Origin of the sequence: Oceaniovalibus sp. ACAM 378, assembly GCF_008085915.1 — a bacterium.
Classification (GTDB): domain Bacteria; phylum Pseudomonadota; class Alphaproteobacteria; order Rhodobacterales; family Rhodobacteraceae; genus Oceaniglobus.
Map to the genome: position 1 here is coordinate 79,490 of NZ_VSJK01000005.1, position 23,127 is coordinate 102,616.

23 protein-coding genes are annotated in these 23,127 nt (G+C 59.7%); 5 read left to right on the forward strand and 18 right to left on the reverse strand.

The window, feature by feature from the left end; genetic code table 11:
* The first annotated feature begins 15 nt into the window (after window positions 1-15).
* Window positions 16-1,389 (forward strand): aspartate aminotransferase family protein, encoded by a 1,374-nt coding sequence (locus FQ320_RS07965; RefSeq protein ID WP_148471187.1) that lies wholly within the window; start codon window positions 16-18, stop codon window positions 1,387-1,389.
* Window positions 1,390-1,591: 202 nt separating this feature from the next.
* Here FQ320_RS07965 and FQ320_RS07970 read toward each other — a convergent pair whose 3' ends face one another.
* The 10 genes from FQ320_RS07970 to FQ320_RS08015 all read right to left on the reverse strand — a co-directional run bounded on the left by FQ320_RS07970 (window position 1,592) and on the right by FQ320_RS08015 (window position 12,516).
* Window positions 1,592-2,545 carry a glycosyltransferase family 2 protein gene (locus FQ320_RS07970; protein ID WP_148471188.1) on the reverse strand — a complete coding sequence of 318 codons (954 nt, stop codon included), beginning with the start codon at window positions 2,543-2,545 and terminating at the stop codon, window positions 1,592-1,594.
* Window positions 2,542-3,108, reverse strand: coding sequence for an SAM-dependent methyltransferase (locus FQ320_RS07975; RefSeq protein ID WP_148471189.1), 567 nt, complete (start codon window positions 3,106-3,108; stop codon window positions 2,542-2,544). Before FQ320_RS07975 ends, FQ320_RS07970 begins: the two co-directional genes overlap by 4 nt.
* Window positions 3,105-3,827: a PIG-L deacetylase family protein gene (locus tag FQ320_RS07980; protein ID WP_255509419.1), complete on the reverse strand. Its 723-nt coding sequence runs from the start codon at window positions 3,825-3,827 to the stop codon at window positions 3,105-3,107. The genes FQ320_RS07975 and FQ320_RS07980 overlap by 4 nt, the downstream gene beginning before the upstream one ends.
* Window positions 3,812-4,924, reverse strand: coding sequence for an acyl-CoA/acyl-ACP dehydrogenase (locus tag FQ320_RS07985; RefSeq protein ID WP_187393818.1), 1,113 nt, complete (start codon window positions 4,922-4,924; stop codon window positions 3,812-3,814). The genes FQ320_RS07980 and FQ320_RS07985 overlap by 16 nt, the downstream gene beginning before the upstream one ends.
* Window positions 4,925-5,974, reverse strand: coding sequence for a glycosyltransferase (locus tag FQ320_RS07990; RefSeq protein ID WP_148471191.1), 1,050 nt, complete (start codon window positions 5,972-5,974; stop codon window positions 4,925-4,927).
* Window positions 5,971-6,939, reverse strand: a complete 969-nt coding sequence (locus FQ320_RS07995) for a glycosyltransferase family 2 protein (protein WP_148471192.1) — start codon at window positions 6,937-6,939, stop codon at window positions 5,971-5,973. The genes FQ320_RS07990 and FQ320_RS07995 overlap by 4 nt, the downstream gene beginning before the upstream one ends.
* The gene (locus tag FQ320_RS08000; RefSeq protein ID WP_148471193.1) at window positions 6,936-8,390 is read right to left on the reverse strand and encodes a glycosyltransferase family 2 protein; all 1,455 of its coding nucleotides are present in this window, start codon (window positions 8,388-8,390) and stop codon (window positions 6,936-6,938) included. The genes FQ320_RS07995 and FQ320_RS08000 overlap by 4 nt, the downstream gene beginning before the upstream one ends.
* Window positions 8,391-8,758: 368 nt before the next feature.
* A complete protein-coding gene (locus tag FQ320_RS08005; RefSeq protein WP_148471194.1) occupies window positions 8,759-9,145 on the reverse strand; it encodes a response regulator in 387 nt (128 codons plus the stop codon).
* Between the two features lie 45 nt (window positions 9,146-9,190).
* On the reverse strand, window positions 9,191-11,365 hold the full coding sequence (locus FQ320_RS08010; protein WP_148471195.1) for a PAS domain-containing protein: 2,175 nt from the start codon (window positions 11,363-11,365) through the stop codon (window positions 9,191-9,193).
* Between the two features lie 284 nt (window positions 11,366-11,649).
* Window positions 11,650-12,516, reverse strand: coding sequence for a PHB depolymerase family esterase (locus tag FQ320_RS08015; protein ID WP_255509420.1), 867 nt, complete (start codon window positions 12,514-12,516; stop codon window positions 11,650-11,652).
* Between the two features lie 13 nt (window positions 12,517-12,529).
* Here FQ320_RS08015 and FQ320_RS26350 point away from each other — a divergent pair, with 13 nt between their 5' ends.
* On the forward strand, window positions 12,530-12,781 hold the full coding sequence (locus FQ320_RS26350; RefSeq protein WP_255509421.1) for a hypothetical protein: 252 nt from the start codon (window positions 12,530-12,532) through the stop codon (window positions 12,779-12,781).
* A 245-nt stretch (window positions 12,782-13,026) separates the two neighbouring features.
* On the opposite strand, the gene FQ320_RS08020 is transcribed toward FQ320_RS26350, so the two are convergent.
* The 4 genes from FQ320_RS08020 to speB form a co-directional block, all read right to left on the reverse strand.
* A complete protein-coding gene (locus tag FQ320_RS08020; protein WP_148471197.1) occupies window positions 13,027-13,503 on the reverse strand; it encodes a ferritin-like domain-containing protein in 477 nt (158 codons plus the stop codon).
* Window positions 13,504-14,000: 497 nt separating this feature from the next.
* Entirely contained in the window at window positions 14,001-14,348 is a 348-nt protein-coding gene (locus tag FQ320_RS08025) for an SH3 domain-containing protein (protein ID WP_187393819.1), read from the reverse strand.
* Between the two features lie 345 nt (window positions 14,349-14,693).
* Window positions 14,694-14,906 (reverse strand): hypothetical protein, encoded by a 213-nt coding sequence (locus FQ320_RS08030; protein ID WP_148471199.1) that lies wholly within the window; start codon window positions 14,904-14,906, stop codon window positions 14,694-14,696.
* A 98-nt stretch (window positions 14,907-15,004) separates the two neighbouring features.
* Window positions 15,005-15,982, reverse strand: a complete 978-nt coding sequence (speB, locus tag FQ320_RS08035) for an agmatinase (protein WP_148471200.1) — start codon at window positions 15,980-15,982, stop codon at window positions 15,005-15,007.
* 111 nt (window positions 15,983-16,093) lie between these two features.
* Here speB and FQ320_RS08040 point away from each other — a divergent pair, with 111 nt between their 5' ends.
* Window positions 16,094-17,014 (forward strand): LysR family transcriptional regulator, encoded by a 921-nt coding sequence (locus FQ320_RS08040; RefSeq protein ID WP_148471201.1) that lies wholly within the window; start codon window positions 16,094-16,096, stop codon window positions 17,012-17,014.
* Here the strand turns inward: FQ320_RS08040 and FQ320_RS08045 are convergent.
* The 4 genes from FQ320_RS08045 to dctP all read right to left on the reverse strand — a co-directional run bounded on the left by FQ320_RS08045 (window position 17,011) and on the right by dctP (window position 20,763).
* Window positions 17,011-17,415 carry a universal stress protein gene (locus tag FQ320_RS08045; RefSeq protein ID WP_148471202.1) on the reverse strand — a complete coding sequence of 135 codons (405 nt, stop codon included), beginning with the start codon at window positions 17,413-17,415 and terminating at the stop codon, window positions 17,011-17,013. The two genes, FQ320_RS08040 and FQ320_RS08045, sit on opposite strands and share 4 nt — an antisense overlap.
* An 11-nt stretch (window positions 17,416-17,426) precedes the next feature.
* Entirely contained in the window at window positions 17,427-19,172 is a 1,746-nt protein-coding gene (locus tag FQ320_RS08050) for a TRAP transporter large permease subunit (RefSeq protein WP_255509422.1), read from the reverse strand.
* Window positions 19,172-19,693, reverse strand: coding sequence for a TRAP transporter small permease subunit (locus FQ320_RS08055; protein ID WP_187393820.1), 522 nt, complete (start codon window positions 19,691-19,693; stop codon window positions 19,172-19,174). The genes FQ320_RS08050 and FQ320_RS08055 overlap by 1 nt, the downstream gene beginning before the upstream one ends.
* Before the next feature lie 74 nt (window positions 19,694-19,767).
* Window positions 19,768-20,763, reverse strand: coding sequence for a TRAP transporter substrate-binding protein DctP (gene dctP, locus FQ320_RS08060; protein ID WP_187393821.1), 996 nt, complete (start codon window positions 20,761-20,763; stop codon window positions 19,768-19,770).
* 554 nt (window positions 20,764-21,317) lie between these two features.
* On the opposite strand from dctP, the gene FQ320_RS08065 reads away from it, so the two are divergent.
* Together FQ320_RS08065 and FQ320_RS08070 are read left to right on the forward strand one after the other, a co-directional pair.
* The gene (locus FQ320_RS08065; RefSeq protein WP_148471205.1) at window positions 21,318-22,343 is read left to right on the forward strand and encodes a D-cysteine desulfhydrase; all 1,026 of its coding nucleotides are present in this window, start codon (window positions 21,318-21,320) and stop codon (window positions 22,341-22,343) included.
* A 37-nt stretch (window positions 22,344-22,380) separates the two neighbouring features.
* On the forward strand, window positions 22,381-23,100 hold the full coding sequence (locus FQ320_RS08070; protein ID WP_148471206.1) for an aspartate/glutamate racemase family protein: 720 nt from the start codon (window positions 22,381-22,383) through the stop codon (window positions 23,098-23,100).
* Window positions 23,101-23,127 lie beyond the last annotated feature (27 nt).

The window sequence follows — 23,127 nt, forward strand, 5'->3', positions numbered from 1 at the left end:
ACGAAAGGAACAACGATGCTGAAGAATGACCTGCTGGAACAATGGGACCGCGAGAATTTCTTTCATCCCTCCACCCACCTTGCGCAGCACGCCCGCGGTGATACCCCCACACGCGTCATCAAGACCGCCAAGGGCTGCCACATCACCGACCGCGATGGCAACCGCTCGCTCGATGCCTTTGCCGGGCTGTATTGCGTCAACGCAGGCTATGGCCGCAGCGAGATCGCCGATGCGATTGCCGCACAGGCCCATGAACTGGCCTATTACCACGCCTATGTCGGCCACGGCACCGAAGCGTCGATCACCCTGTCCAAGATGATCCTCGACCGCGCCCCCAAGGGGATGAGCAAGGTTTATTTTGGGCAATCCGGCTCGGATGCGAATGAAACCAACGTCAAATTGATCTGGTATTACAACAACATCCTGAACCGTCCCGAGAAGAAAAAGATCATCAGCCGCTGGCGTGGCTACCACGGCTCGGGCCTGATGACCGGGTCGCTGACGGGATTGGAAACCTTCCACCGCAAGTTTGATTTGCCGCTCCCCTATGTCATCCACACCGACGCACCCTATTACTATCGTCGCGAAAATGACGACATGAGCCCTGAACAATTCACCGACCATCTGGTGGCCGAGCTTGAGGCGCTGATCGAGCGCGAGGGTGCGGACAATATCGCCGCCTTCATCGGCGAGCCGGTGCTCGGGACAGGTGGGATCGTACCGCCGCCGCCGGGTTATTGGCCTGCCATCCAAAAGGTGCTGGACAAGAATGATATCCTGCTGGTCGCGGATGAGGTGGTAACCGGTTTCGGACGTCTGGGGACGATGTTCGGCTCTGAGCACTATGGTATGCGCCCGGATCTTATCACCATCGCCAAGGGGCTGACCTCGGCCTATGCGCCTCTGTCGGGGTCGATCGTGGGGGACAAGATGTGGAAAGTGCTGGAACACGGCACCGACGAAAATGGCCCGATCGGCCACGGCTGGACCTATTCGGCCCATCCCATCGGCGCGGCTGCGGGTGTTGCCAACCTCAAGCTGATTGACGATCTGAACCTGATCGGCAATGTGAAAGAGGTTGGTGCCTATCTGAACGAACAGATGCATGCCGCCGTCGGTGATCACCCCCACGTGGGCGAAGTGCGTGGCGAGGGTATGCTCTGCGCCGTCGAACTGGTCGAGAACAAAGGCGGTCGGATATCCTTTGATCCGTCGCGCAAAGTCGGTCCTGCCATCTCTGCCGAAATGGCGAAACAGGGCGTTATTGCCCGCGCCATGCCACAGGGCGATATCATCGGCTATGCGCCGCCGTTCTGCCTGACGCGAGAGGAAGCGGATACAGTTGTCTCTACGACCGTGGGTGCCCTGAAGACAGTTCTGGGCGGCTGAGCGCAGGGGCCAGTCCAGAGGCGGGCACCCCATGGGTGAATTGCACGCTGATTTGCCCCATCCCGGACGCCTGTTGCGCGTCCGGGAATTTCGATTCAGGGCGGTCCGGTTAGTGCAGAGCGTGTCACCCGCCACGGTAAGGAGCACTGCTCCGCCTTGTTCCCTGTCCAAGATAGCGTCGACCCGGATCGGGTCTGACGTATCAGCAAACCCCTAAGCCCTGTCGCAAACGAACAGCATGCAGCGCGTTTTCAAGGCAGGCGATATGCGGCGCCAGATCGCGCGCGCGCAGGCGGTCCTGCGCCGCTACCTGCAACGGCCAAGGACCGAGATTGCCGTTGGTGGCGGCGTCGACAAGGGCCTGTGCCGGCGGCAACGCGTCGTCGATCAGGTAATCCCGGCGCTCGGCCCGGGCACGCAGCGCGTCCGACATCCCGCCCCCGGCCCGGCCATCAAGACGGCAGGACGCAGCGACGCGAACATCGCCTGCATGGAAGACGCCGAACCCGCCGGTCTTCAGGCGCCGCACCAGATCGCGGTCCTCGCCCGTGGCGACATCGGCAAATCCGCCCACAGCCCGATAGGCCGAGGCGTGAACCGCAAGGCTCGCCCCCGCAGCGCCCCCGTGATCGCCGTCCAGCCCGCAGGGGCCGGGCCGGAAATGGCGGTAAAATTCGATCACCAGCCTCTCATATAGCCCCTCCATTTCGGCAGGCAAGATCTCGATATCGCTCAGGACCGACAGTTCGCCCGCCATCGGCTCGACCCTGCCGCAGACCGCGGGGAACTGCGCGAGATGAAACCGATTTCGGGTAATCCAATCGGGCGCGACAAGACAATCTGCGTCGGTCGAGAGCAGATAAGCGGCCTCCGGCCAGAGCGCGAGCGCGTGGTCACAGCCAAGCCGGCGGGCGGTGCCGACCCCTGCCCCGGAATTGAGCGTGCATTCCAAGACATCAAGCCGCAATCCCGCTGTATTGGCCAGATCGCGGGCCATCGGCACTGTCCGGTCGTCGCAATTGTTGGCGACCAGAACGACCGCGGTTCCGTCAACCGGCTGCGCGGCTAAGGCCCCAAGGCAGTCGGCGACGCGCAACTCTTCATTGCGGGCGGGCACAATCACCACTGTCGTGACGGGATCTGCGGCGCGCCTCATGCGACCCGGCCCATTTCGCCGCGATCAATACGGTAGAGGCCCGTATTGATGACCGGCTCAAGGTTGATTAGTCCGCGTATCCCGGCCCTGAAAAGGTCCAGTGCATCCGCGCCCTGCAAGGTCTGTTCAGTATCCCCAAGGTACGTGATGCAGATGATTTCGGCACGGGGTGCGCAGTCGGCAATGTCCCGGCCAAGGTGCGCGATCTCTCCGGGGGTCAGAAAATACAGGAACTCTGACAGGATCACGAGGTCAAAATTACCCTGCGGCAACGGACAGGGATAACAGCCGACAAGGAAGTCGCCGCCGGGCACCTTTGTGCGCGCAGCGATCACTGCCCGGTCCACGGCGTCGATCCCGGTATAGCGCGCGCAATGCGGCGCAAGGTGACGCGCGAGCGCGCCGTTGCCGCACCCGATCTCCAATGCCGCGTGGTATCGATCTTTCGTCAACGCGTTGCGTGTAGCGATGAACTTGCCCTGTTCATAGGGGCTGTCGTCAAAACCCCATGGATCGTCCGTCTGGGCATAAAGCTGGTGAAGATGATCGAGGGTTGCGGTCATACCGGTGCCCGCCAATAGATTTCGGGCGCCTCAACGAAGGCGTCGACAAACTCCGCTGACATGGTGAACCCCGTTGGATCGTCTCGCACAACCCGGCCCAACTGTGTCGCATGGGCGTCGATGGCGGCGCGTTTGGCATCGCGCCACCGCCCGGGATCGAGTGCGAGCGGCCCATGACACAGGATCCGCGACATCAGGTCTGGATCGTCCCAACGGCTCCAAAGCGGATAGCTGAACACGGTGACACCGGGCACTTTGGGAGCAACCCATCCGGCGATACGGTCGGTCGATCTGTGGTCTTCGTGATGATCCTGCGGCGCGGGGGCGAAAAGGTGCCGCGCGCCCCGCGCCCGGCAGATTTCTGCGATGCTGGCAACGATGGCGCCCTGATCCTGTGCGCCGAGCCAGCCGTCGGGATGGCCGAGCCAGGTCACATCCTTTGACGCTCCACCCAGACAGGCGACCGCGCACAACAATTCCTGTCGCCGTGCCGCCGCAAGCCGTGCCGGGGGCCAATCCCGCGAGCCGGGATGCGAGGCTGAACCGTCAGTCATGCAGATCACCTGTGCGCCATCCTGCGCAAAGGCATGGGCAAGAAGCGCACCGCACCCCAGACTTTCGTCGTCGGGATGCGGCGCCAGAACCACGATTGGTGCGCCGCCAGTCAGGGCGTCAGCCGCGACCGTCGTAAGGACGGGCGGTGTCAGAACATGGCCCACAAATCACCCTCTCGTTTGAAACAAACCTCGCCAACGCGGGTCTGGAACGCATCGCGCGCCGCCTGCCGCAAATAAACCGACAGATCACGTGCCTTGCGCCCCGTTGGCGATCCTTCCGCGAAATGCGCAAGGCCAAGACATTGCTCGACCGCGCGGATCGCCTCAAGCCCGATTTCCTCGGTCAACAGCCGGGCCGCGGCAGACAGGGCGGCGGATTCCTCGGGCGATTGCACCGCGCCGGGGGCCGCAGCAAGGGCTGCACGGGTCACAAGGGCAGAGGCGCCGAGGGCGCGGATGGCGACCGAGGAAAGCCGCGCCATCTGTGCGGGTGCCTCAAGCCGGTCACGCCCCCGCAAATCTGCCGCCGCCGCGTCAAGCAGACCCAATGCGCCACCGATCTGCAACGCACCGATCCGCCAGACACCGCCAACGAAATGCGGTTCTTTGAGATAATCGCCGGGACCGCCCAACCAGAGGATGTCGCGCTTGGCAATCCCCTCGAACTCATAGCGCCCCGAGGCTGTCGCGCGCATTCCCTGCATCTGCCAGCCCGAGGCATCCGCGCGCCCTGCGTCACGCACGTCGACAAGACCAAGGCGCACCTGCGGACCGGATGAGACCGTCACGACAGCATGGCTCACCGTGCCGAGCCCGGACGCGAACAGCTTGTGCCCCGTCAGTGTGGCCTCGTCCTCAGTTTGCTCCACCGGTGTCGCGCCGTCGGCCCCCCAGACGCCCAGAAGCGCACCCCCGCCCACCAGCGACTCGACCCGTGCCCTCGCGGTTGCGTCGCCATGAACGCGTGCAAGATAGAGGGCGTTGATGTGCCCCTCCCACAGACGCCCGACCGACAGGTTGGCCGCGCCCACACGGCGCAGGCGAACGGCAGTCAGGGCCGGGTCCGATGCGCCATCATCGCTCAGCCATCCCGCCTGCCGCAGCAGCGCGACAGAGACGGCAATATCGGCAGCCCCGGTCTCTTCCGCATCGGCGGCGGCGTCGAGTTCTGCCGCGATTTGGTCAAGCGGTGTACGGTCCTTCAATGGGTTTTCCGCACTCGTCGGTCGGATTTTTCGGATGTTCTGCGGTCGGCTCATCTATGCCACCTTTCGGGATTGAACGGAGAATTCCTTGTCGAGCGCGAGCATTTCGACCCATCGCTGCGCGACTGTGGAAAGGCGAAACGCGTGATTTGCCCGAACCACCGGCGGCGTCTCGCGCCATTGCCGCAGACGTTCAAGGATTTGTGCCGGATCATTTCCGTCGACAAGTTGCGCGGGATCGCCTGCCACCTCAGCGTTCGCCCCGAGATCGCGATGGACCAGAACCGGAGTTCCCACCGCGTTGGAATCGGCCAGTACCAGACCGAAGGTTTCTGCAAATGTGGTCTGCGGATAGAACAGGCACAGCGAACGGCGCATCTCGCAGATGAGGGCATCATGCGACAATGTACCAAGAAACGTCACGCCCTCGGGCACCGGTCCAGTGTCCCAGGCAAGATATCCGGGATCGGCGACCGCAAGCGTCAGACCGGGCATCATCGAACGTGCATCCCGGAACTGAGCAAACACTTGCGCCAGCCCTTTGTGCGGCGAACTGGCGAACAGCAGCCGGTCGGGATCGCGCGGCGTTGCATCCGGACCAAGATCATCGGCGATGGGGTTGTAGATATGATCTATCCGCGGCGACGGGTGATCGGCCAGAAACGCCCGCAAGTGCGATGCGTGGCTTTGCGAGACGCAAATGACGCCGATATCCGCCGCATTCAACGCCTTGGCCATCGGCCGGTTGTGGCGGCCCGGATGGATGTGCAGCCAGAGCAGGATCCGTGCCTGCGGATGCACCTTGCGCAGCTTGCACGCGACCTTCCAGGAATTGATCACCACGAATGTCATGTCGCCCCGCGGCGCGAAGGCATCGGTCAGCGGCAGCATGTGTCCCACCTCGGTTCTCTCTGCGTGGTCACGCCCGTTCTGAAAGTGGGTAATCTCTGCGTGCTGCGCGAGCGCACCGGCGATCCGCAGCACGGTCGCCTCGGTCCCGCCAAGCCCGCCCGCCGAAAGACACGCAGGGGTATAACCGCTGGCGCAGCAGGGATCGACGATGGCGACCGTGGCGAAAGACGTAAGGGACGGCGCGGCGGTCATTCTGCCGCAACCCAGCGCGATGCCTCGAGACCCTGCCAACGGGTCAGACAGGCCATCACCGCATCGCGCGTTGCGCCGGTCATCGGCATGTCCCGGGCGCGCAGGTGGGCGGGGTTGCTGACGAAGGCGACATCAAGCTCCGGCAGATCGATAGGGACGGGATCCACCCGTCCGGTCGTGCGCCATTGCGCCACCTTGTCCCAGACCATCGCCCGGTCTGCCTTGCGCTGTTGGCTGTCGTAATCTGTAGACTGCGATTGGGTCAGACTGTCAGCTGTCTCGATCTTGGTCAGCAGCAGTTCAGGTACGACCCAGATGATTTCACCGTTGAACATCAGCCGGTTGCGAAACTCGCGATCTTCCTCGATGCAGGGCGCGAAACCGCCGTTGCGGGCCAGCACCTCGTGGCGGAAAAGCCCTGAATTGATATGGGTCCATTCGCCCGGCACCTGCCCGCCCATCTGCAGGTTTGGAAACACGTCGTCAAACAGCGACAGGTCGCGCCGGATCGCCACGCGGCGTCCATCGGGCAGGATCAATTCGTGGTGCACGAGCGCCGCACCCACCTGAAGTACAGAATTCGGCTCCTGTCCGACCATCCGCCAGTTCAGGCATTCATGCGCCCCGATCCCCGGCTGGCTAAGGATGCGGACCTGCTGCAGGATCTTATCGCGGTGCGGAATGTCATCGGAATCGTGGAAGGTGACAGCATCGCCCCCGGTCAGCAGAAGCCCTGCGTTCTTCGCCTGTGCCGTGCCGACATTCATCGCAAGCCGGATATAGGTGAACGCCGGATCGTCGAAATACCGCGAAAGCGTGTCCTGTGTGCGGTCACTGCTGCCGTCATCCACCACCGTGACGTGGCAATTCCACCATGACTGCTCAAGCGCGGTGCGCACGGCGGTCCCGATCAGATGCGCGCGATTGTGGGTCGGGATGATGATATCTACGGCAAGGTCGGTCATGCTGTTGCTCCGGCGCGGGTCAGGATTACACGATATCGGTCAAGCGTCCGCGCCGTTGCCAAGGCGGCCGGAAACGGCGTCATCAGGGCAAGGATGGCCGCACTGGTCAGCCAGCCGTCTTGCAGCGCCACCGGCAGCGCGAAGGCGGCGACCGTGAAAAGCACAAAGCTGATAATCGGAAATCCGTAGAGACGGCCCCGCACGGTGCCTGTTTTATCGGTCACGACGAACCGCATCTGTCGCCCCGCCAGAACCTCAATCGTGGCAAGCGCCGAGATCGGAGCGAGGGCGAGACGGTGAGCGATGGCGGCGGCGAAGACGGCCCAAGGCGTTTCATCGCGCAGCCCACGCCAGACAAGACGGCCAACGATATCGGCAAAGCTCAGCAAGACGGAACCGGCAGCCAGCATCAGCAGCATATTCCCACCCCACCCGGTCAGAAGCCCACCCAGAAGCAAGAGCGCAGGGATCAGCGACAGGTTCAGCCAGGCGGTAAGCTGTGTCAGGATCGCGCCGCGCCGGTGCCAGCCCATATCATCCCGGCCAAACAGGATCGCGGGCGAATGGAGGATGAGGGTTTGCAGGTTGCCACTGGCCCAACGATGGCGCTGCTGCTCAAGATCGCGCAGCGAGAATGGCAGGTAGCCGCGTCCGACGATCCTGTCGATGAAACGTCCGCTGTATCCCTTGCGGCACAGCCGCACGCCGATCTCGGCGTCTTCTGTCGTGGTCCGTCCAGACCAGCCGCCCACAGCCGTCAGCGCCTTTCGTGAGATCACGCAGAGCGTACCGGTCAACAGGACCGCTTCGGACCCGTCGGCCATCTGTGCGTTCGTGCGGAAATACTCCTCAAGCTCGGCATCGACTCCGGCGGCGACCCTTGCGCATCCGGCGTAAGCCTGCGGGAACTGCACATAGTCAGCCCCCGTCTTGCGCAGCGCCTGTGCGGCAAAGCCAAGGAATCGTGGCGCAACGACATAGTCGGCGTCCACTGTTACAATATGGGTCACATCCTCGCGGGTCTGCTCCAGCGCGATGTTCAGCGCACCTGCCTTGGCCCCCGTGACCCCCATCCGGTGCACAAATCGAAACTGCGGCCCAAGCCGGGTGCACAGATCGCGAACCGGTTGCCACAGCGCGGGATCTGCCGTGTTGTTGTCGATCACGATGACTTCATAACTCTCGGCGGGCCAGTCCTGCACCGCCAGCGCCTGCAAAGTTCGCGCCACCATCAAAGGCGGTTCCTCATGGGTGGCCACATGAACGGAAAAGACGGGTGCGACGACTTCACCGGGTTGCATCAGGCGCGGCGCATCATTGCGCGCCACCGCCGCGCGGACCGCCATGAAGGCAATTTGGATGACAAGCAAAAGGATACAAAAGGCCACCCCGACGCCCGGAACAAGCAGGGCACACAAGACCCCGAACGCCAATAAAAGCACAGCCGACATCGTTCACCTCTTGGGTGGTCATGGAACTTTAAAGTTTGAAACGGGCTCTTTCAGATCCCACTCTTTAACCATTCAGCAAGCCGGAGGTTCCCAGTTAGAATTTTGTCTTGCGAGGCTCCGGATGAGACGGCGCAGATATCCGCCTCTCAAGCCTGCATAAGGCACGACAGCTGAGGGATGAGCGGGGAAGCGCAAATGGCGGGAGGGGCGTCATGCCCGTCGCCCCGCACCGGTCACTGACGTTCCGCCAAGCAAACTCTGGCTCATACAAACGCGGGTATCGCGATCTTGACCCAGTGATTACAGAGCCGCAAAGAAACGCCACCATCGACCAGATTAAATCGCATTCCGGTCAATGGATTGCGTCCCTACGATTGACGCGCCGAATTGCCAGCCATTTTCTGCAGGGCATCGATAATTGTCTGCGCCGGATAGGGCTTTGGAAAAAACAACGACCCAACTGGAAGTGCCGTCTCGTCCACCCCGACCGCACCAGAGGCGAAGATGATGAAAACAGAGGGTCGATGATCCCGAACATAGAGCGCGAGCCCGAGACCGTCCATTGAACCCGGCAGTTCGATGTCGGTAAACAGAATGCCGATGTCGCCGTGGGCTTCCAATATAGCGATGGCTTTGTCTGCGGCACTTGCCTCATAAGCCCGAAATCCGGCATCCTCGATCATGGCGACCGCGTCCATGCGAATGAGCGGTTCATCTTCGACGACAAGAACGGCAGGCTGTGACGCAGTGTCCATTGCAGAGGGTTCCCCCGGTTCTTGATTCTGCTGCAAATCGAAACCCTAGGCCGTCAAACCGGCAAGCGGCGCTGTAAGGTTAAAAGACAAACCGCTAGGATCATAGGATAGTTCCGCGTTGCCGTCGAAATATCCGGCAAGCGCATTTTCCACCATGCGGCTTCCGAACCCCCGGCGTACCGGGGGCTGCACCGGCGGTCCATGGCGTTCGGTCCATGAAAAGCTGAACACGTCGTCGCCGTCGATCCGTTCGACCGACCAGATGATTGCGACCTTTCCGCCCTCGACCGACAAAGCGCCGTATTTGACGGCGTTCGTCGCAAGCTCGTGCAGGGCCATCGTCAGGGCCAGCGCCTGCTTCGAACCGATCGCGATATCAGGCCCGGCAAGCGAAAACCGGCCCTCGCCCGAGCGGTGCGGAGTCAGCGTCGTCTCGACAACCTCAATGATACGGGTTTCGGCCCATGTGGAATTAATCAACTGGTCATGCGCCTTGGCCATCATGCCAATCCGTGACTGGATCGACGCGCTCGCGTCCTTCAGATTGTCGGCCTGTCGCAAGGTCTGCGACACCATAGCATGCACCATGGCAAGCGTGTTTTTCACCCGGTGGTTCATCTCGGCGAGCATCAGTTGACGCTGTTCTTCCGCGACCTTGAGATCATGGATGTCGGTGCAGGTGCCCAGCCAGCGAACGATCTCCCCGTCGCGGTTGCGCACGGCCTGCGCCCTGCCAAGAGCCCACCGAAATTGTCCGGAGTGATGGCGCAGCCGGTATTCGACCTCGTATGGGTCGCCGGTTTTCAAGGAATGAAGCCAACGCTGCCTTGCCCCACGTTGATCGTCCAAGTGAAAGATATCGCTCCAGCCCTCGCCGTCGGTCGATCCTTCCGGCACGCCGGTAAACTCGTACCAGCGCGCATTATAGAAATCGTGATGGCCGTCCGGGCGGGTGGCCCAGACGATCTGTGGCATCGCCTCGGTGATCGTGCGGAACTCTGCCTCGCTCTTGCGAAGCGATTCCCGGGTCAGTTTTTCTGCGGTCACGTCACGAAAAACGACCGCAAACCGCCCATACGGCAAAACCGGGGTCGCAAACACGTCGAACCACCTGCCCATGGCCTCGGATTGATCTTCAAAGCGCACTGTCTTGCCGTCAAACGCCACACGCCCGTATATTTTCGCCCACTTGTCTTCAAGGTTGGGCACAAGATCGAGCATCCTGCGACCGGTGGCATTCTTCAGCCCTGTCATCTGCTCGAACTGCGGATTCACCTCGATATAGCGATAGTCCACCGGCTCTCCGGCGGCGTCGCGGATCATTTCTGCAACGCAGTAGCCCTGATCGAGAGAGGTAAGGACGGTTCTCAGCCTTGTCTCGCTTTCGCGCAGGGCGTGTTTGTCCCGGTGCTGTTTCGAAATATCGACCACGATACCCGTGAAACGGTTGGGTTTTCCTTGCGCGTCACGCAGGCAGGCGCCCCGGGCCAGCAGATGACGATCGGCGCCACCTTTGCCATTTACCCGGTATTCTTCTTCATAGTCTTCGCCTGTATCGATGGCGCGTTGCACTGCCGCCGCAACCCGCGTCCTGTCGTCCTCGTGAATGGCGTTAAGGAAATCCTTTAGTGGCAAATCATTATGCGATTGGGCGGGATTTAGTCCAAAAGCACTTAAAAAGCGCGCATCGACCTTCATGGCATCCCGGTCGACATCCCAGTCGAAAATCCCAACCCCCTCGCCAACCTCCAACGCGAAGGACAGGTGACGCTCACTTGCCTCGGCACGAAGCCGCGCTTCAACCTGTTCGGTGACATCGAAGGCAAAGCTCATCACACCCGCGATGGCACCCCCCGCGTCACGCCATGGCTGAAGGGTCTGACGATAAAAACTCCGCGTTGGCTGGGTACGTCCAACTTTCAGCGTGACCTCAAACTCGGGAATCTCAAGTGTCGTGCCAAGTTCGAACACATGGTCCAGTCTTTCGGACAGGCCCTGATCTTCATGCGCGGGACATGCATCCCGCAATTTGCGCCCAATGAGATCTCTGTTGCCGAAGGCCCTGTTGTGGGCGGGGTTGGTATAGATGCAGAGGTGATCGGGCCCGCGGTATACGGCGATAAGCGCCGGTGCCGCATCAAAAATTTCCTCAAAAGGGAGGTGCTCAGTCTTGGGGGGCACGTCGCCGACTATAGGGTTGCCAACCTTGGTAACCGGCATCGGCTAGCACCTCTACAAAATTTGGACGATTTACATCTTCAGGCAACCCGGAACCTCGCGCCTGTGCAGTGGACGGGTTCTGACGACATTTGTCCACTGTTAACATGTCGATCTTCGCGCAGCATTGGCATAGATCGCCAGATAGAACCCGTCGTGATTCAAGCCATCTGCCCCCTGCCCCGGCGCGTCACGTAAGGCATTGATATTCTCAGAACATCTTGACGCACATACGGGATGATTTGTTCAATCAGGACCCCCGGATAGCAAGAAGCCCTCTTCCGGGTTCAGATCATCGGCTCAGAGCGGCGTTTCTTGGTGGTGCGATGACGCAGAAGAAAGCGAACCATTTCTCGCGAGGCATCGGGGCCGTTCGCGTCGGTGAAACTTCCGGCCGCATTCCCGCCTGACCAGGCGTGGCCAAGGCCGTGAACAACCCAATGTTCGGCATAAGAACGCCCCTTGCCGACGCGATAGATCTTGCGGGTAAACTGTCGGCCGTCAGAGGTTCGCCCGGTTTTCTCCGTCTGCTCAAGACTATCAAAAGGTTCCAGCGCCCGCATGGCGACAAACCGGCCGTTGCGTGGATTTACCACTTTGTCAGCCTCGCCATGGAAGATGATCGTCGGCATCCGGGCATCGTGACGCTGGCCAGGATCACCGCCCTGCATAGCGCGCGCAGCCGAGGCTGCATCATGGGCAGAGCCGACCGCCAGACCAGAGTGGACGCCAACCGCAGCAAATATATCCGGATACCCCGTGGCCAGGATCAACGCGGCCGAGCCACCGGCAGACAATCCCGCCGCATAAACCTTGGCTGGATCGATGTTCTGTTCGGCGATGACATGGCGCGTCAGGCTGGCGATCAGCGCCGGCTCTCCTGCACCGCGCACCTGATCTGCGCGTTTGAACCAGTTCCAGCACCGATTGAGCTGCACCTTGCGCGCCTGCGCCGGATAAAGCACCAAAAATCCGAACTCCTCGGCCAGTGTGTTCATCCCGGTGCCATGGGCGAAATCCTCGGGGGTTTGTCCACACCCGTGCAGCATCACGATCAATGGCAGCGGATCGGTCGCCGTCTTGGCAACCGCCGGCACATAGAGCTTGTAGGAGCGCGTGCCAAACTCGCTTGCATGCGATCCGTTGGCAAACAAAGCGCCCCGCGGAATGGTTGATTTCGCACGCGATGTGGCCGGGATCCTTGGCTTGGCGGCGGTTCTGACCGTTCCCTTAGCTGTCACCTTACGGGCCTTTGCCGGGGCCTTTGTGACGGGTTTCACAGCTTTGACGGACTTGCGCCTTGCCGGTTTGGCAGGCGAGATCATGGCCCCCCAAACATCGGTGATTGCCGAAAGCGTGGAGCGCCTGATCTGTCGTGTCGACCTTGCGCGCAGGCGCTTGAACGGATCGTGCATCTGACCTCAAATCTGGTGGGGAGCGTGGATATTATCACCGCTCAAAGTGCGATCCATAAGGGGGGTAACGCAATTTTGCGTTGTGAGTCTGGCAATTAGCCGATCCATGGCGCGTCGACTTGGGGGCCAAGGAAGACGGATCCGCCCAAAACCCGCCAATCGACAATCAAGAAAAACGAGGGTCGCATGGGCGAGGCCAGCCGGGCCCGCACAATACCGCGCGGGCCCGGACCGGAGCGTGCCGATGGCCTATTTCTTCTTGTTCACCGTCTCGACCGCCAGACTTGTCAGTTTGGCATTTGCACCCTTTTCCATGTCCAGGATCTGGGTCAACAGGTCATGGGCTTCGTCATGTCCAAGCACTTTGGCCCATTCACGCAACGTGCCGTAACGTGCGATCTCATAGTGTTCGATGGCCTGTGAGGACGCGATCAGCGCGGCGTCAAGCGCGACACCGCTTGCTTCCTTGATGATGCCGTCAGTTTCCTTGATCAAACCTTCGATGGCGTCGCATTTTTCGCCTTCGGGCTTTTGGTCGATCGAGGCAAACACCTTTTCCAGCAGTTTGATCTGTTGCTTGGTTTCGTCAAGATGATGTTCAACGGTCTTTTTCAGGGCCGACGATCCAGCGGCCTTTGCGACATTCGGGAGGGCCTTGGTCAGTGCCTTCTCGGCGTAATAGACGTCTTTCAGCGTGTGGTGAAAAGCTTCTTCCAGGGTCTTCATGGCAGCTCTCCTGAGCATTGAATAATGGTTAACTTCTTGTCCGGGCCGTATCACTGGCTGGTCAATCCTGTTGGGCCGGGAGAGGCACCCTCAGGACTTTGACAGCCCGCCAAACTAAAGAACCAATCGGGCGATATGGTTCCGCTTGGTGCGCCGCTCCGGCACGTTCGCCGCTTCCATGATCGTGTAACGCCGGATCGCTTTGGTTCGCACGCTGCCAATCCCCATCCGGGTTGGCAGCGATGCGGCATGAGCCTGAAAAGTCTTCTGAAGTTATGGCTGCAACCGGTGAAAGTGCCGGGCGTCCGGATGAGTGATACCCGTCCCGTCAAGCCCCACTCTGCCCTCGCGCAGTTCAACCCGCCGCAGCTGACCCCGATAGACGAGAGTGTTATCAACCGCCTATGTCACCCATTCGGCCAAGGTGGACCAACGAATGCGGTTAAGGCCAGCGGGCTTTCCGCTTGCATCGCGCGGGCACCAATCGCGAAAGGGTTTCACGGAATGTGGTCGCCCAGCCAATTACCATGCGCCCAGCCAAGCCGATTGTTCGGCCCGAAACTGATCGCGTACCAGTTTCCTTGCCCCCCGAAAGTTTCGACGCGATCGCCGTTATAGACCTCGCCGATCTTGGAATAGTTGGACCCCGGACCGGATCTCACCGCAAGAAATCCATCGCCGTTCGGGTCAAGCCCCATCACCCGGGCCGCACCGAAACAGGCAGCCTGGGCATCGGGGGGGCAGTAGGTGCTGAACGGTACGTCCAACATCTGCGCCATAGCCGAGGTGGGGGAAACCAGTAACGCGAGTGCGCCGACAACGGCTGCACGGGAAACAAACCGCATTGCAAATTCCTTTCGATAAAAAAGGTCACTTGATCTGCAGACGGTAACATGAGTCGGGCGCGATGCTCTTATCAAGGGCCAGGAACAACTCATTTTTCTCGGACGACAGCCGGGAGGCGCGAACTGTCAGCGTTCCTCTCGGGTGACGGGATCAAGCGCAATGACCGCATTTTTCGGGGTACACTGAGACATCGTGTCGTCACCAATCAGCGGGGTGGATTACAACCCGGGGCCGGGCAGATCCACATGGACTTCTCCGGCGTGATATTGCCATGCGACCTGCAGACTGGCCACGTTTTCCGGCGTCATCTGTGCCAAATGCCGTTGCTCCGCACCTGTCCGCCCCTAGGACGACCCTTCACCGTCTTCGACCTCGGTGGATGCCACGGGCTGTGGTGCCATACGGTCATCGGAAAAGCGCCTGACGGTGTCATAGGGTTCGCTCACCATGGACGTGATCACGGTGACAGTTGCGATAAACATGCTGGCGACAAGCGTCATGCCCTCGATCCCATAGCCGCGAAACCCGGATGTCCCGCCTGACCCGTTCAAGCGCACCCTGCCTTCCGGCCAGCGGAAGGGCGGTCGGGCCGCTCATGGCGCAAGCAAGCGCGATCCGACCCCCGTGTTCGTATAAGATTATCGCTGGGCGAGGTTCAGGGGTGGTTGGCGCTTCTGGATTTCGCCAGCACGCAAAGCAGTTCGAACATGATCGAAACCCCGACCCAGGCCGTGCCCCCGGACGGATCGAAGGGCGGAGAAACCTCGACCAGATCGGCACCGATCAGATTGAGCCCGTCCAGAGCGCGCACAAGCTGTTGCGCCTCAAATGTGGTGAAGCCGCCAATTTCCGGGGTGCCAGTACCTGGAGCGAAAGCGGGATCGATGCAGTCGATGTCGAAACTCACATATGTCGGTTGATCGCCGACAATCGAACGCGCCTCGTCCATCACCGAGGCTATGCCGCGGTCATAGAACTCCTCGATTTCGATGATCCGCACGCCCTGATCCAGCGCCCAGTCAAAATCGGTGACGTCATATTTCACGCCCCGAATGCCAATCTGGATCGTGCGCGCAGGGTCGAGAAAACCGCCTTCGATCGCGCGCCGGAACGGTGTACCATGGGTAAACCGGCTGTCGCCGAAATAGGTGTCGTTCATGTCCGTATGGGCGTCGAAATGGATCATCCCAACCGGCCGTTTCGCTCCGACCGCCCGCAGAATGGGAAACGAGATCAGATGATCGCCCCCTGCCGTCATCGGCATGATGTTTTTCGAGACCAGACCGGCATAAAATTCAGTGATCAGATCCAGCGATTCCATCAGATCGATGGGGTTCACCGGTGAATCGCCGAGGTCAGCACAGTTCATCAATTCGAAAGGATTCACACCGCTGCGCGGGTGGGTCGTGCGGATCATCGTCGACAGATCGCGCAACTGGCGCGGTCCATGACGCGGTCCCGGCCGGTTTGATGTTCCGCCGTCAAACGGCACGCCGACAATGGCAATATCGGTATCGTCAATCATACGGTCACCCGGTGCGAGATAGGGCAGCCGCATGAACGTCGGCATTCCTGCAAAGCGCGGGGTCGTCATGCCGGAAATAGGCTGAAAGCGGGTATCTTTGGGAGCCATGTGCGGTTCTCGATATGGTTTGATTTCAAGGCGTTTCGAGAAGTCTTGCATTGAAGCGTTAGACCTATAAACTCGGGAACATCGTACTTCAGTTCTGGATAATCGGACGTAATGGCCAGCCCCCTTCCCCGTCTCTCTGATATTGATATCAAGTTGCTCAGAATTTTCTGTTCGATCGTCGAATGCGGTGGCTTCACCCAAGCGCAGATCGAGCTGAACCTCGCGCGATCAACAGTCAGCACGCATATGTCGAACCTCGAAACCCGTTTGGGATTCCGGTTGTGTCGACGCGGGCGCGGTGGTTTCTCGCTGACCTCGCGCGGGCGGGTGGTTTATGAGGCATCCCGCGGGCTGCTGGCATCCGTCGAAGGCTATCACGCCCGGATCACCCAGTTGCGCGAGCAGATCGTCGGCGAAATCACGGTGGGCGTTCTGGATAATATCATCACCAACCACCTGTGCCGTTTGCCGCATGCGGTTGAACGCAGCTATGACACGTCGCAGGATCTGCGGATCATTCTGCGGGTTGCGCCACCTGATCAGGTGCAGGAATTGTTGATCCGGGGCCAGTTGCAAATGGCGATCATTCCCGGATCACTGACGCTCAAACACGTCTCGCAGACGCCGCTGTTCAGCGAAACGCAGCGCCTGTATTGCGGGCGACGTCACCCCCTGTTTGAAACCAGTGATGATGCGATCACACCTGAATTGATCGCCAGCCAGGATTTCGTCAGGCGTGGCTATGTCTCGACATTGACGCCTTACTCGGCAATCTTTCAGCGCCCGGCGATTGCCGTTTCGCACCAGATGGAGGGGCTGGCGCATTTCGTTTTGAGCGGCAAATGCCTGGGGTTCCTGCCTGAGGATTTTGCGCGTTATTGGGTGGAGCGCGGCGAAATGCGGGTTCTGATGGAAGAACAGCACCGCTTTGAGGTGCCGATCTGTATCGCACGTGACGAAACCGCCGAACATTCCCTTGCCGCAAGGCATGTCTATGACTTGATCATAGAGGCCCATCAAAGCGACGATTAACGCACCACATGAACCGCGCAATTTGCATGACGCACGACGCGGGCCGCCGTCGAGCCAAGCAAAAGATGCTGCAAGCCGGGTTTGTGCGATGAGATCACGATGCAATCCGCGCCGATATTTTCAGCGAGTTCGGTGATCGCCCAACCTGCGTGGCCGGAAAGCACAACGGCCCGCGCATTGTCCATGTTCGCGATACGCTCTTCCAGAACAGCCTTGGCACGGTCCTCGGTCTCTTGGGTCTGCTGCGCGCTGATATAATGGCGCACAGCGCGGGGGATCGGCTCAAGCGCATGAAAGGCGATGATTTCACCACCTGCGCTGCGCAGCCCCCTTGCAATATCCATCCCTTTGTTGCCGACGCCATGATCCAGCGCCATGGGAACGATGATCTTCTTGTACATGTCCGGCCCCTTTATTGCAGCAGCGCGCCAATCTCTGGATGCGCCGCAAGAAATTGCGGATTCCCGAGCAGGAAACTGTCCATCGGCGGGATGCTGACCAACCAGTCATCGCTTTTCAGCATCTGGGCAAAATCCGCATTGTTCAGCAGGAACCCCGAAAAATCCGGAGTTGCGAGCAGTTGATTGGCAACCTCGGTGTTGCTCAGGATGCTTGCCATATTACCAGCATCGAACAACATCGCCGGGTTGTCGATAAACACCTTGTACAGATCCGGATAGTCCAACACCGCCCCAAGCTTTGACATCAGCAGGTCGGGGTTCAGGATCAACTGGTAATAGTCAAAGATCAGCCCGGGCAGCCAGAGCGCGATGATCGGAAATACCAGCAGCAACACAAGCGCCAGCGCCTGAATGCCCAGAAACGGGACAATCGAACGATAGATGTCGGACAGAGTGATTTCCTTGGGTGCGACCGCCTTCATATAAAATAGATTCAGCCCGTATGGCGGCGTGATATAGGCCATCTGCATGTTCACCACATAAAGCACAGCAAACCAGACCGGATCAAAGCCAAGCGCCTTGATGATCGGCACATAGATCGGCATGCACAGAAACAGGATCGCGATATCATCAAGGAACATGCCCAGCAGGAAAAAGCTGAGCTGCATGATGATGATAACAACCCAAGGGTTCACATCCAGCCCGGTGACGGTATCGCGGATGATCGCCGAGGCGCCAAGCCCGCTGTAGACCGCACTGAACGTCACCGCGCCGATGATGATATAGGCGTTGAACCCCGACAGGCTCAGGGTGCGCAAAAGGCTGTCTTTGAACCCTTGCCGGGTGAACTTGCCACGGATGACCGCACTGACCAACGCACTGCTGGCACCAAGCGCTGCGGCCTCGGTCGGCGAGGTGATGCCCGTGAAGATGCAAAACAGCACACTGAAGATAATCAGGAATGGCAGGATGAGAAACTTCAGCGCGGCCAGTTTCTCCTTCAGATCGCCGCGCTGATCCTCCGGGATCGGCGGCGCCAGAGTAGGATCGAGATGAGCGCGGATGCCGATATAGATGATATACATCGTGGCCAGCATCAGCCCCGGCATCAACCCGGCGGCGAACAATCGGCCCACAGATTCCTGCGCCACAAAAGCATACATGATCATCATGATGCTGGGCGGAATCAGAAACCCAAGCGCCCCACCTGCCTGCACGATTCCCGTCGCCATCCGCTTGTCATAGTTTCGCGCCAGCATTGCCGGGACCGCAATGATTCCCATCGACAGGGTGGCCGCACTGCTGACACCGATCATCGCCGCCATGACCGCGCAGATCAGGACCGTTCCCATGCCAAGGCCGCCCTTCAAGCGACCCGACCACAGATAGACAGCGTCAAACAGATCCTTGGCGATCCCGGAGTTGTGCAGAACAAACCCCATGAAAATGAACAGCGGGATGGCGATCAGGGTCTTGCCGGATTCGAGGGAGAATTCCTTGAACTGGAACAACAGCATGTTCGCGAGCGCAGGCTGAAAGACCCAAGCCGTGATGATCGCGACCGACGCAAGACAAAAAGCAATCGGAAAGCCGGTGGCCATCATGACCAGCATGCTTGAAAACATGAAAATCGTCACGCCAGCGGGGCTGTCAGCATTCAACATTCCAAGCCCTGTAAGGATCGAAATCAACATCCCATAGCCGACAATGACCAGCCCGAGCGTCAGAACAGACCTGTTATTGAGAATCGATCCCATCAGAGTTTTTCTCCGTAAATGGCAAACCAGAGGTTTCGAATGAAGGCCGCGGTGCCCTGCAAAAACACCAGAAACACCCCAAGAACCAAAAGGGCGCGCCAGTGATACAGCGGTTGCGACATTGTAGAATTCGATTTCTCGCCGCCGTCGATCGCACTCAGCGCGTCCAGACCGATAAGTTTGAGAAGCGTGAGGAACAGGATGAGAAAGAAGATGTAGGTGAACACATCCATCGCCGCCTGCATGCGCGGTGGCCATTTGTCGTAAAACAGGTCCATGCTGACATGTTCATTGCACACCAGCGTATAGCCGCCGGCCCAGATCATATAGAATCCGAAAACCATCTTGCTGGTTTCAAAGGCCCAGGTCGTCGGATTGTCGAAAAAGTGCCGGGAAATCGCCTCCCAGAGCATGATCCCGCCGAACACCAGAACCAGCAGCGAAACGCCGTATCCGATATAACGGTTGAGCGCCGAAATGGTGTTGGCTGTAAAACTCAGGGCAGGCTTAAACCGTTGCACCATAACGCTCCCGTTGAAATCGACCGGCGCGAAGGATGAGCCCCCGCGCCGGTCCGGTTAGAACACTAATAATATCAGAGCCGTCCGGCGGCCTTGGCATTTTCCATGATGATCTCGACCGCCTTGGCGTTGGCTGGCGATCTTTTTGCCTCTTCTTCCCAGACCTTGACTGCGGCCTCGGTCATGATGCGCATGTCTTCTTCGGAAAAGGACGTCGAAGTGTTCTTGAACAACTCCTGAATGGCTTCGGCGTCCCGCTCGGTGATCCAGTCATAGTAACCGCTGCGCATCTCGTCGGCGGCATTCTGAACAATTGTTTGCAGGTCCGCAGGCAGGGAATTCCAAACATCGGGATTGATCACCAGCGCGTCGGTAATCGGATCAAGCACCGGCGTGGTGTTGAAAAAACGCCCGCCCTCATAATACTTGGTTTCCTTGTATTCGAATGCAGAACCGTAAAGCACACCGTCTATCTGACCGGTTGTGAGGGCCAGATAGATGTCTTCGGGTGGCATCGAAACCGTCTGGACACCAACTTCGGCCAACATCTTGGCGCTTGCCCCGACAGCGCGAATTTTCATGCTGCGCATGTCTTCGATGCTTTTGATCGGACGCTTGCTCAGGAAATGATATGGCGCGGCCCAGACCGGACCAAGATAATTCACGCCGTGCTTGCTATATTCCTCGGCCACAATATCCCGGAGCCCAAGGTCAAAGAAAACCCGGTTTGCCTCCTCCACCGAGGTCCACGCCATCGGCATGCCCGCTTCGATCGCGCCGATGGGGGTTTCGGTAAAGAGTTGCCCGATGCCGCGCCCAAGATCGATGGTGCCGGTCCTGACCGCATTCAGGATCTGACTGGTCGGCACAAGTTCGCCGCCGGAAAACGTCTGAATCTCGATTCGCCCGTCGCTTTCGCGATTGATCGTTTCGGCAAAGGTCGTCTCGGCATTCAACATCGCCGAGGGATAATAGCTTTGCATCTTAAGCTTGAATTCGGCCTCGGCCATGGCCGGAAGCGCAAGAATCGCCAGCGCGATGGCCCCTGGTATCGTGGTAAATAGGTTCATGGTCGTTTTCCCCGCTGTTGGTGTGTAAGTCGGACGATATGACATGGGATTTCTTCGGGTCCCTTGTGCGAATCTTGGGCGGTCGGTGTTGTTTGCGATTCATGCATCTTGTTAAAGGACCGGCCCCCTTGGTCTGTGGCGTCCGGGCACAGGCGCGCCTGACCCAAGCCCATTCTTCCCGCCAACACTGTTACATTCATTCAGGTTCTGTAACCCCGATGTTTCGAACTTTAGTTCGGTAAGCTCGAACTAAACTACCGGGGGATGTGTGATCTGCATTCTGATCGCGGGAGGGCGTGCCTTTTGAGTTGCTCACAGTCGGTCAAGGTGATCGATCTGGCTTGGCTCAAGACATGGAAAGACGGATTTTTGAACGGTGCAACACTTCATCTGATCGGTATATTTCGCCGGAAGACATGACAAGATCGCGGATTTGGTGCGAGTTCCGGGCGGGTTTTTCACGGCGCAGGGTGCAGCATTCGCGTTTGCAACCGCGGCATGATTGGCCGATGGTGGCCGCAGTTACGCGTATCATCTCTAAAGGAAATTCTGCCATGCTTCTCGCCCATTTTCCACGTGTTTTTCTGGCCCATCTGCCGACCCCTCTCGAAAAGATGGATCGGCTGTCGAAAGAATTGGGCGGACCGGAAGTCTGGATCAAGCGCGACGATTGCACCGGCGTTTCCACGGGCGGCAACAAGACCCGCAAGCTGGAATTTGTCTTTGGCGAAGCGCTGGCGGCGGGATGCGACACGGTGATCACGCAGGGCGCGACGCAATCGAACCACGCGCGGCAGACGGCGGCGTTTGCGGCCAAGCTTGGGTTGCAATGCCATATCCTGCTGGAAGATCGCACCGGCAGCAACGCCGACGACTATAACAACAGCGGCAACGTCTTGCTTGATCATCTGCACGGCGCGACCACAACGAAATTTGCCGGGGGCACAGACATGCCCGCCGAGATGGAAGCAGCGGCAGAACGTCTGCGGGCCAAGGGGCACAAGGTCGCCACCATCCCCGGCGGCGCGTCGAATCCGACCGGGGCACTGGGTTATGTCAACTGTGCGTTCGAGTTGATCGGACAGTTGAACGATCGCGGAATGGTCATTGACCATCTGGTCCATGCCACAGGCAGCGCGGGCACGCAGGCGGGCCTGATCACCGGGATCAAGGCGGCCAACGCGGGCATTTCGCTGCTGGGCATCGGCACCCGGTCGCCCAAGGCCAAACAAGAGGAAAACGTATTCAAACTGGCGCAGTTGACGGCTGAAAAGCTGGGTGCGCCGGGCGTGGTCACGCGGGAAGATGTCGTCGCCAACACCGATTATGTCGGCGATGGTTACGGCATCCCGACAGAATCCGGACTGGAGGCGATCGCGATGTTCGCCGAGCTTGAGGGCATTCTGCTTGATCCCGTCTATTCGGCCAAGGGTGCCGCAGGATTGATCGACCTGATCCGCAAGGGGCACTTCAAGAAGGGCGAGAGGATCGTCTTTTTGCATACGGGCGGCTCTGTGGGTCTCTTCGGATATACCGGATCTTTCGATCACGGCGCACGGCAAGTTGCGCAGGTCGGATGAACCGGCCCCGCGAAATCTCGCTGCGCCGGGCTGCATCATGAGCGCGCCCCGTCGCATCGGAATTCTGGGCGGGATGGGGCCCGAGGCAACCGTCTTGCTGATGTCGCGGCTTATTGCTGCGACACCGGCGACGGATGACTCGGATCATATCCCGCTCAGCGTCGACATGAATCCGCAGGTGCCGTCACGCATTGCGCGGCTGATCGAGGGCAAAGGCGACGACCCTGCGCCGGTACTCGCTGCGATGGCACAGGGGTTAGAGGCAGCCGGGGCAAAGGCGCTCGCCATGCCCTGCAACACCGCGCATAATTACGCGTCTGCGATCCGGGATGCCGTAAGTATTCCGCTGCTGGATATGGTGGAATTGTCGGCGACCGAGGCGGCCACACGCGCCGCACCCGGCTGTCGCGTCGGCGTGCTTGGCTCGCCTGCATTGCAACTGACCGGGCTGTTTGACCGGGTGCTTGCCCGACATGGCCTTACCGCCGTCTATCCCGACAACCCGGATGCGATGCTGGCAGCGATCCGCGAGATAAAAAGGGGTGGTTCTGTCGACATGGCGCGCGACATCCTTGCGACGGCGGCCGAGAAACTGGCGGCAAAGGGGACTTCGGTGCAGCTGGTGGCCTGTACAGAGTTCTCGCTGATCGCAGATGCGGCGGAAGGGGCCATTCCGGTGATCGACACGCTCGATGTTCTGGTGGACGCAATCGCGGCCTTCGCTTTTGGCAACACAGACTTCGCCGCGACGCTCTGATTGCGTGCGGCTGCAACGAAAAGAATG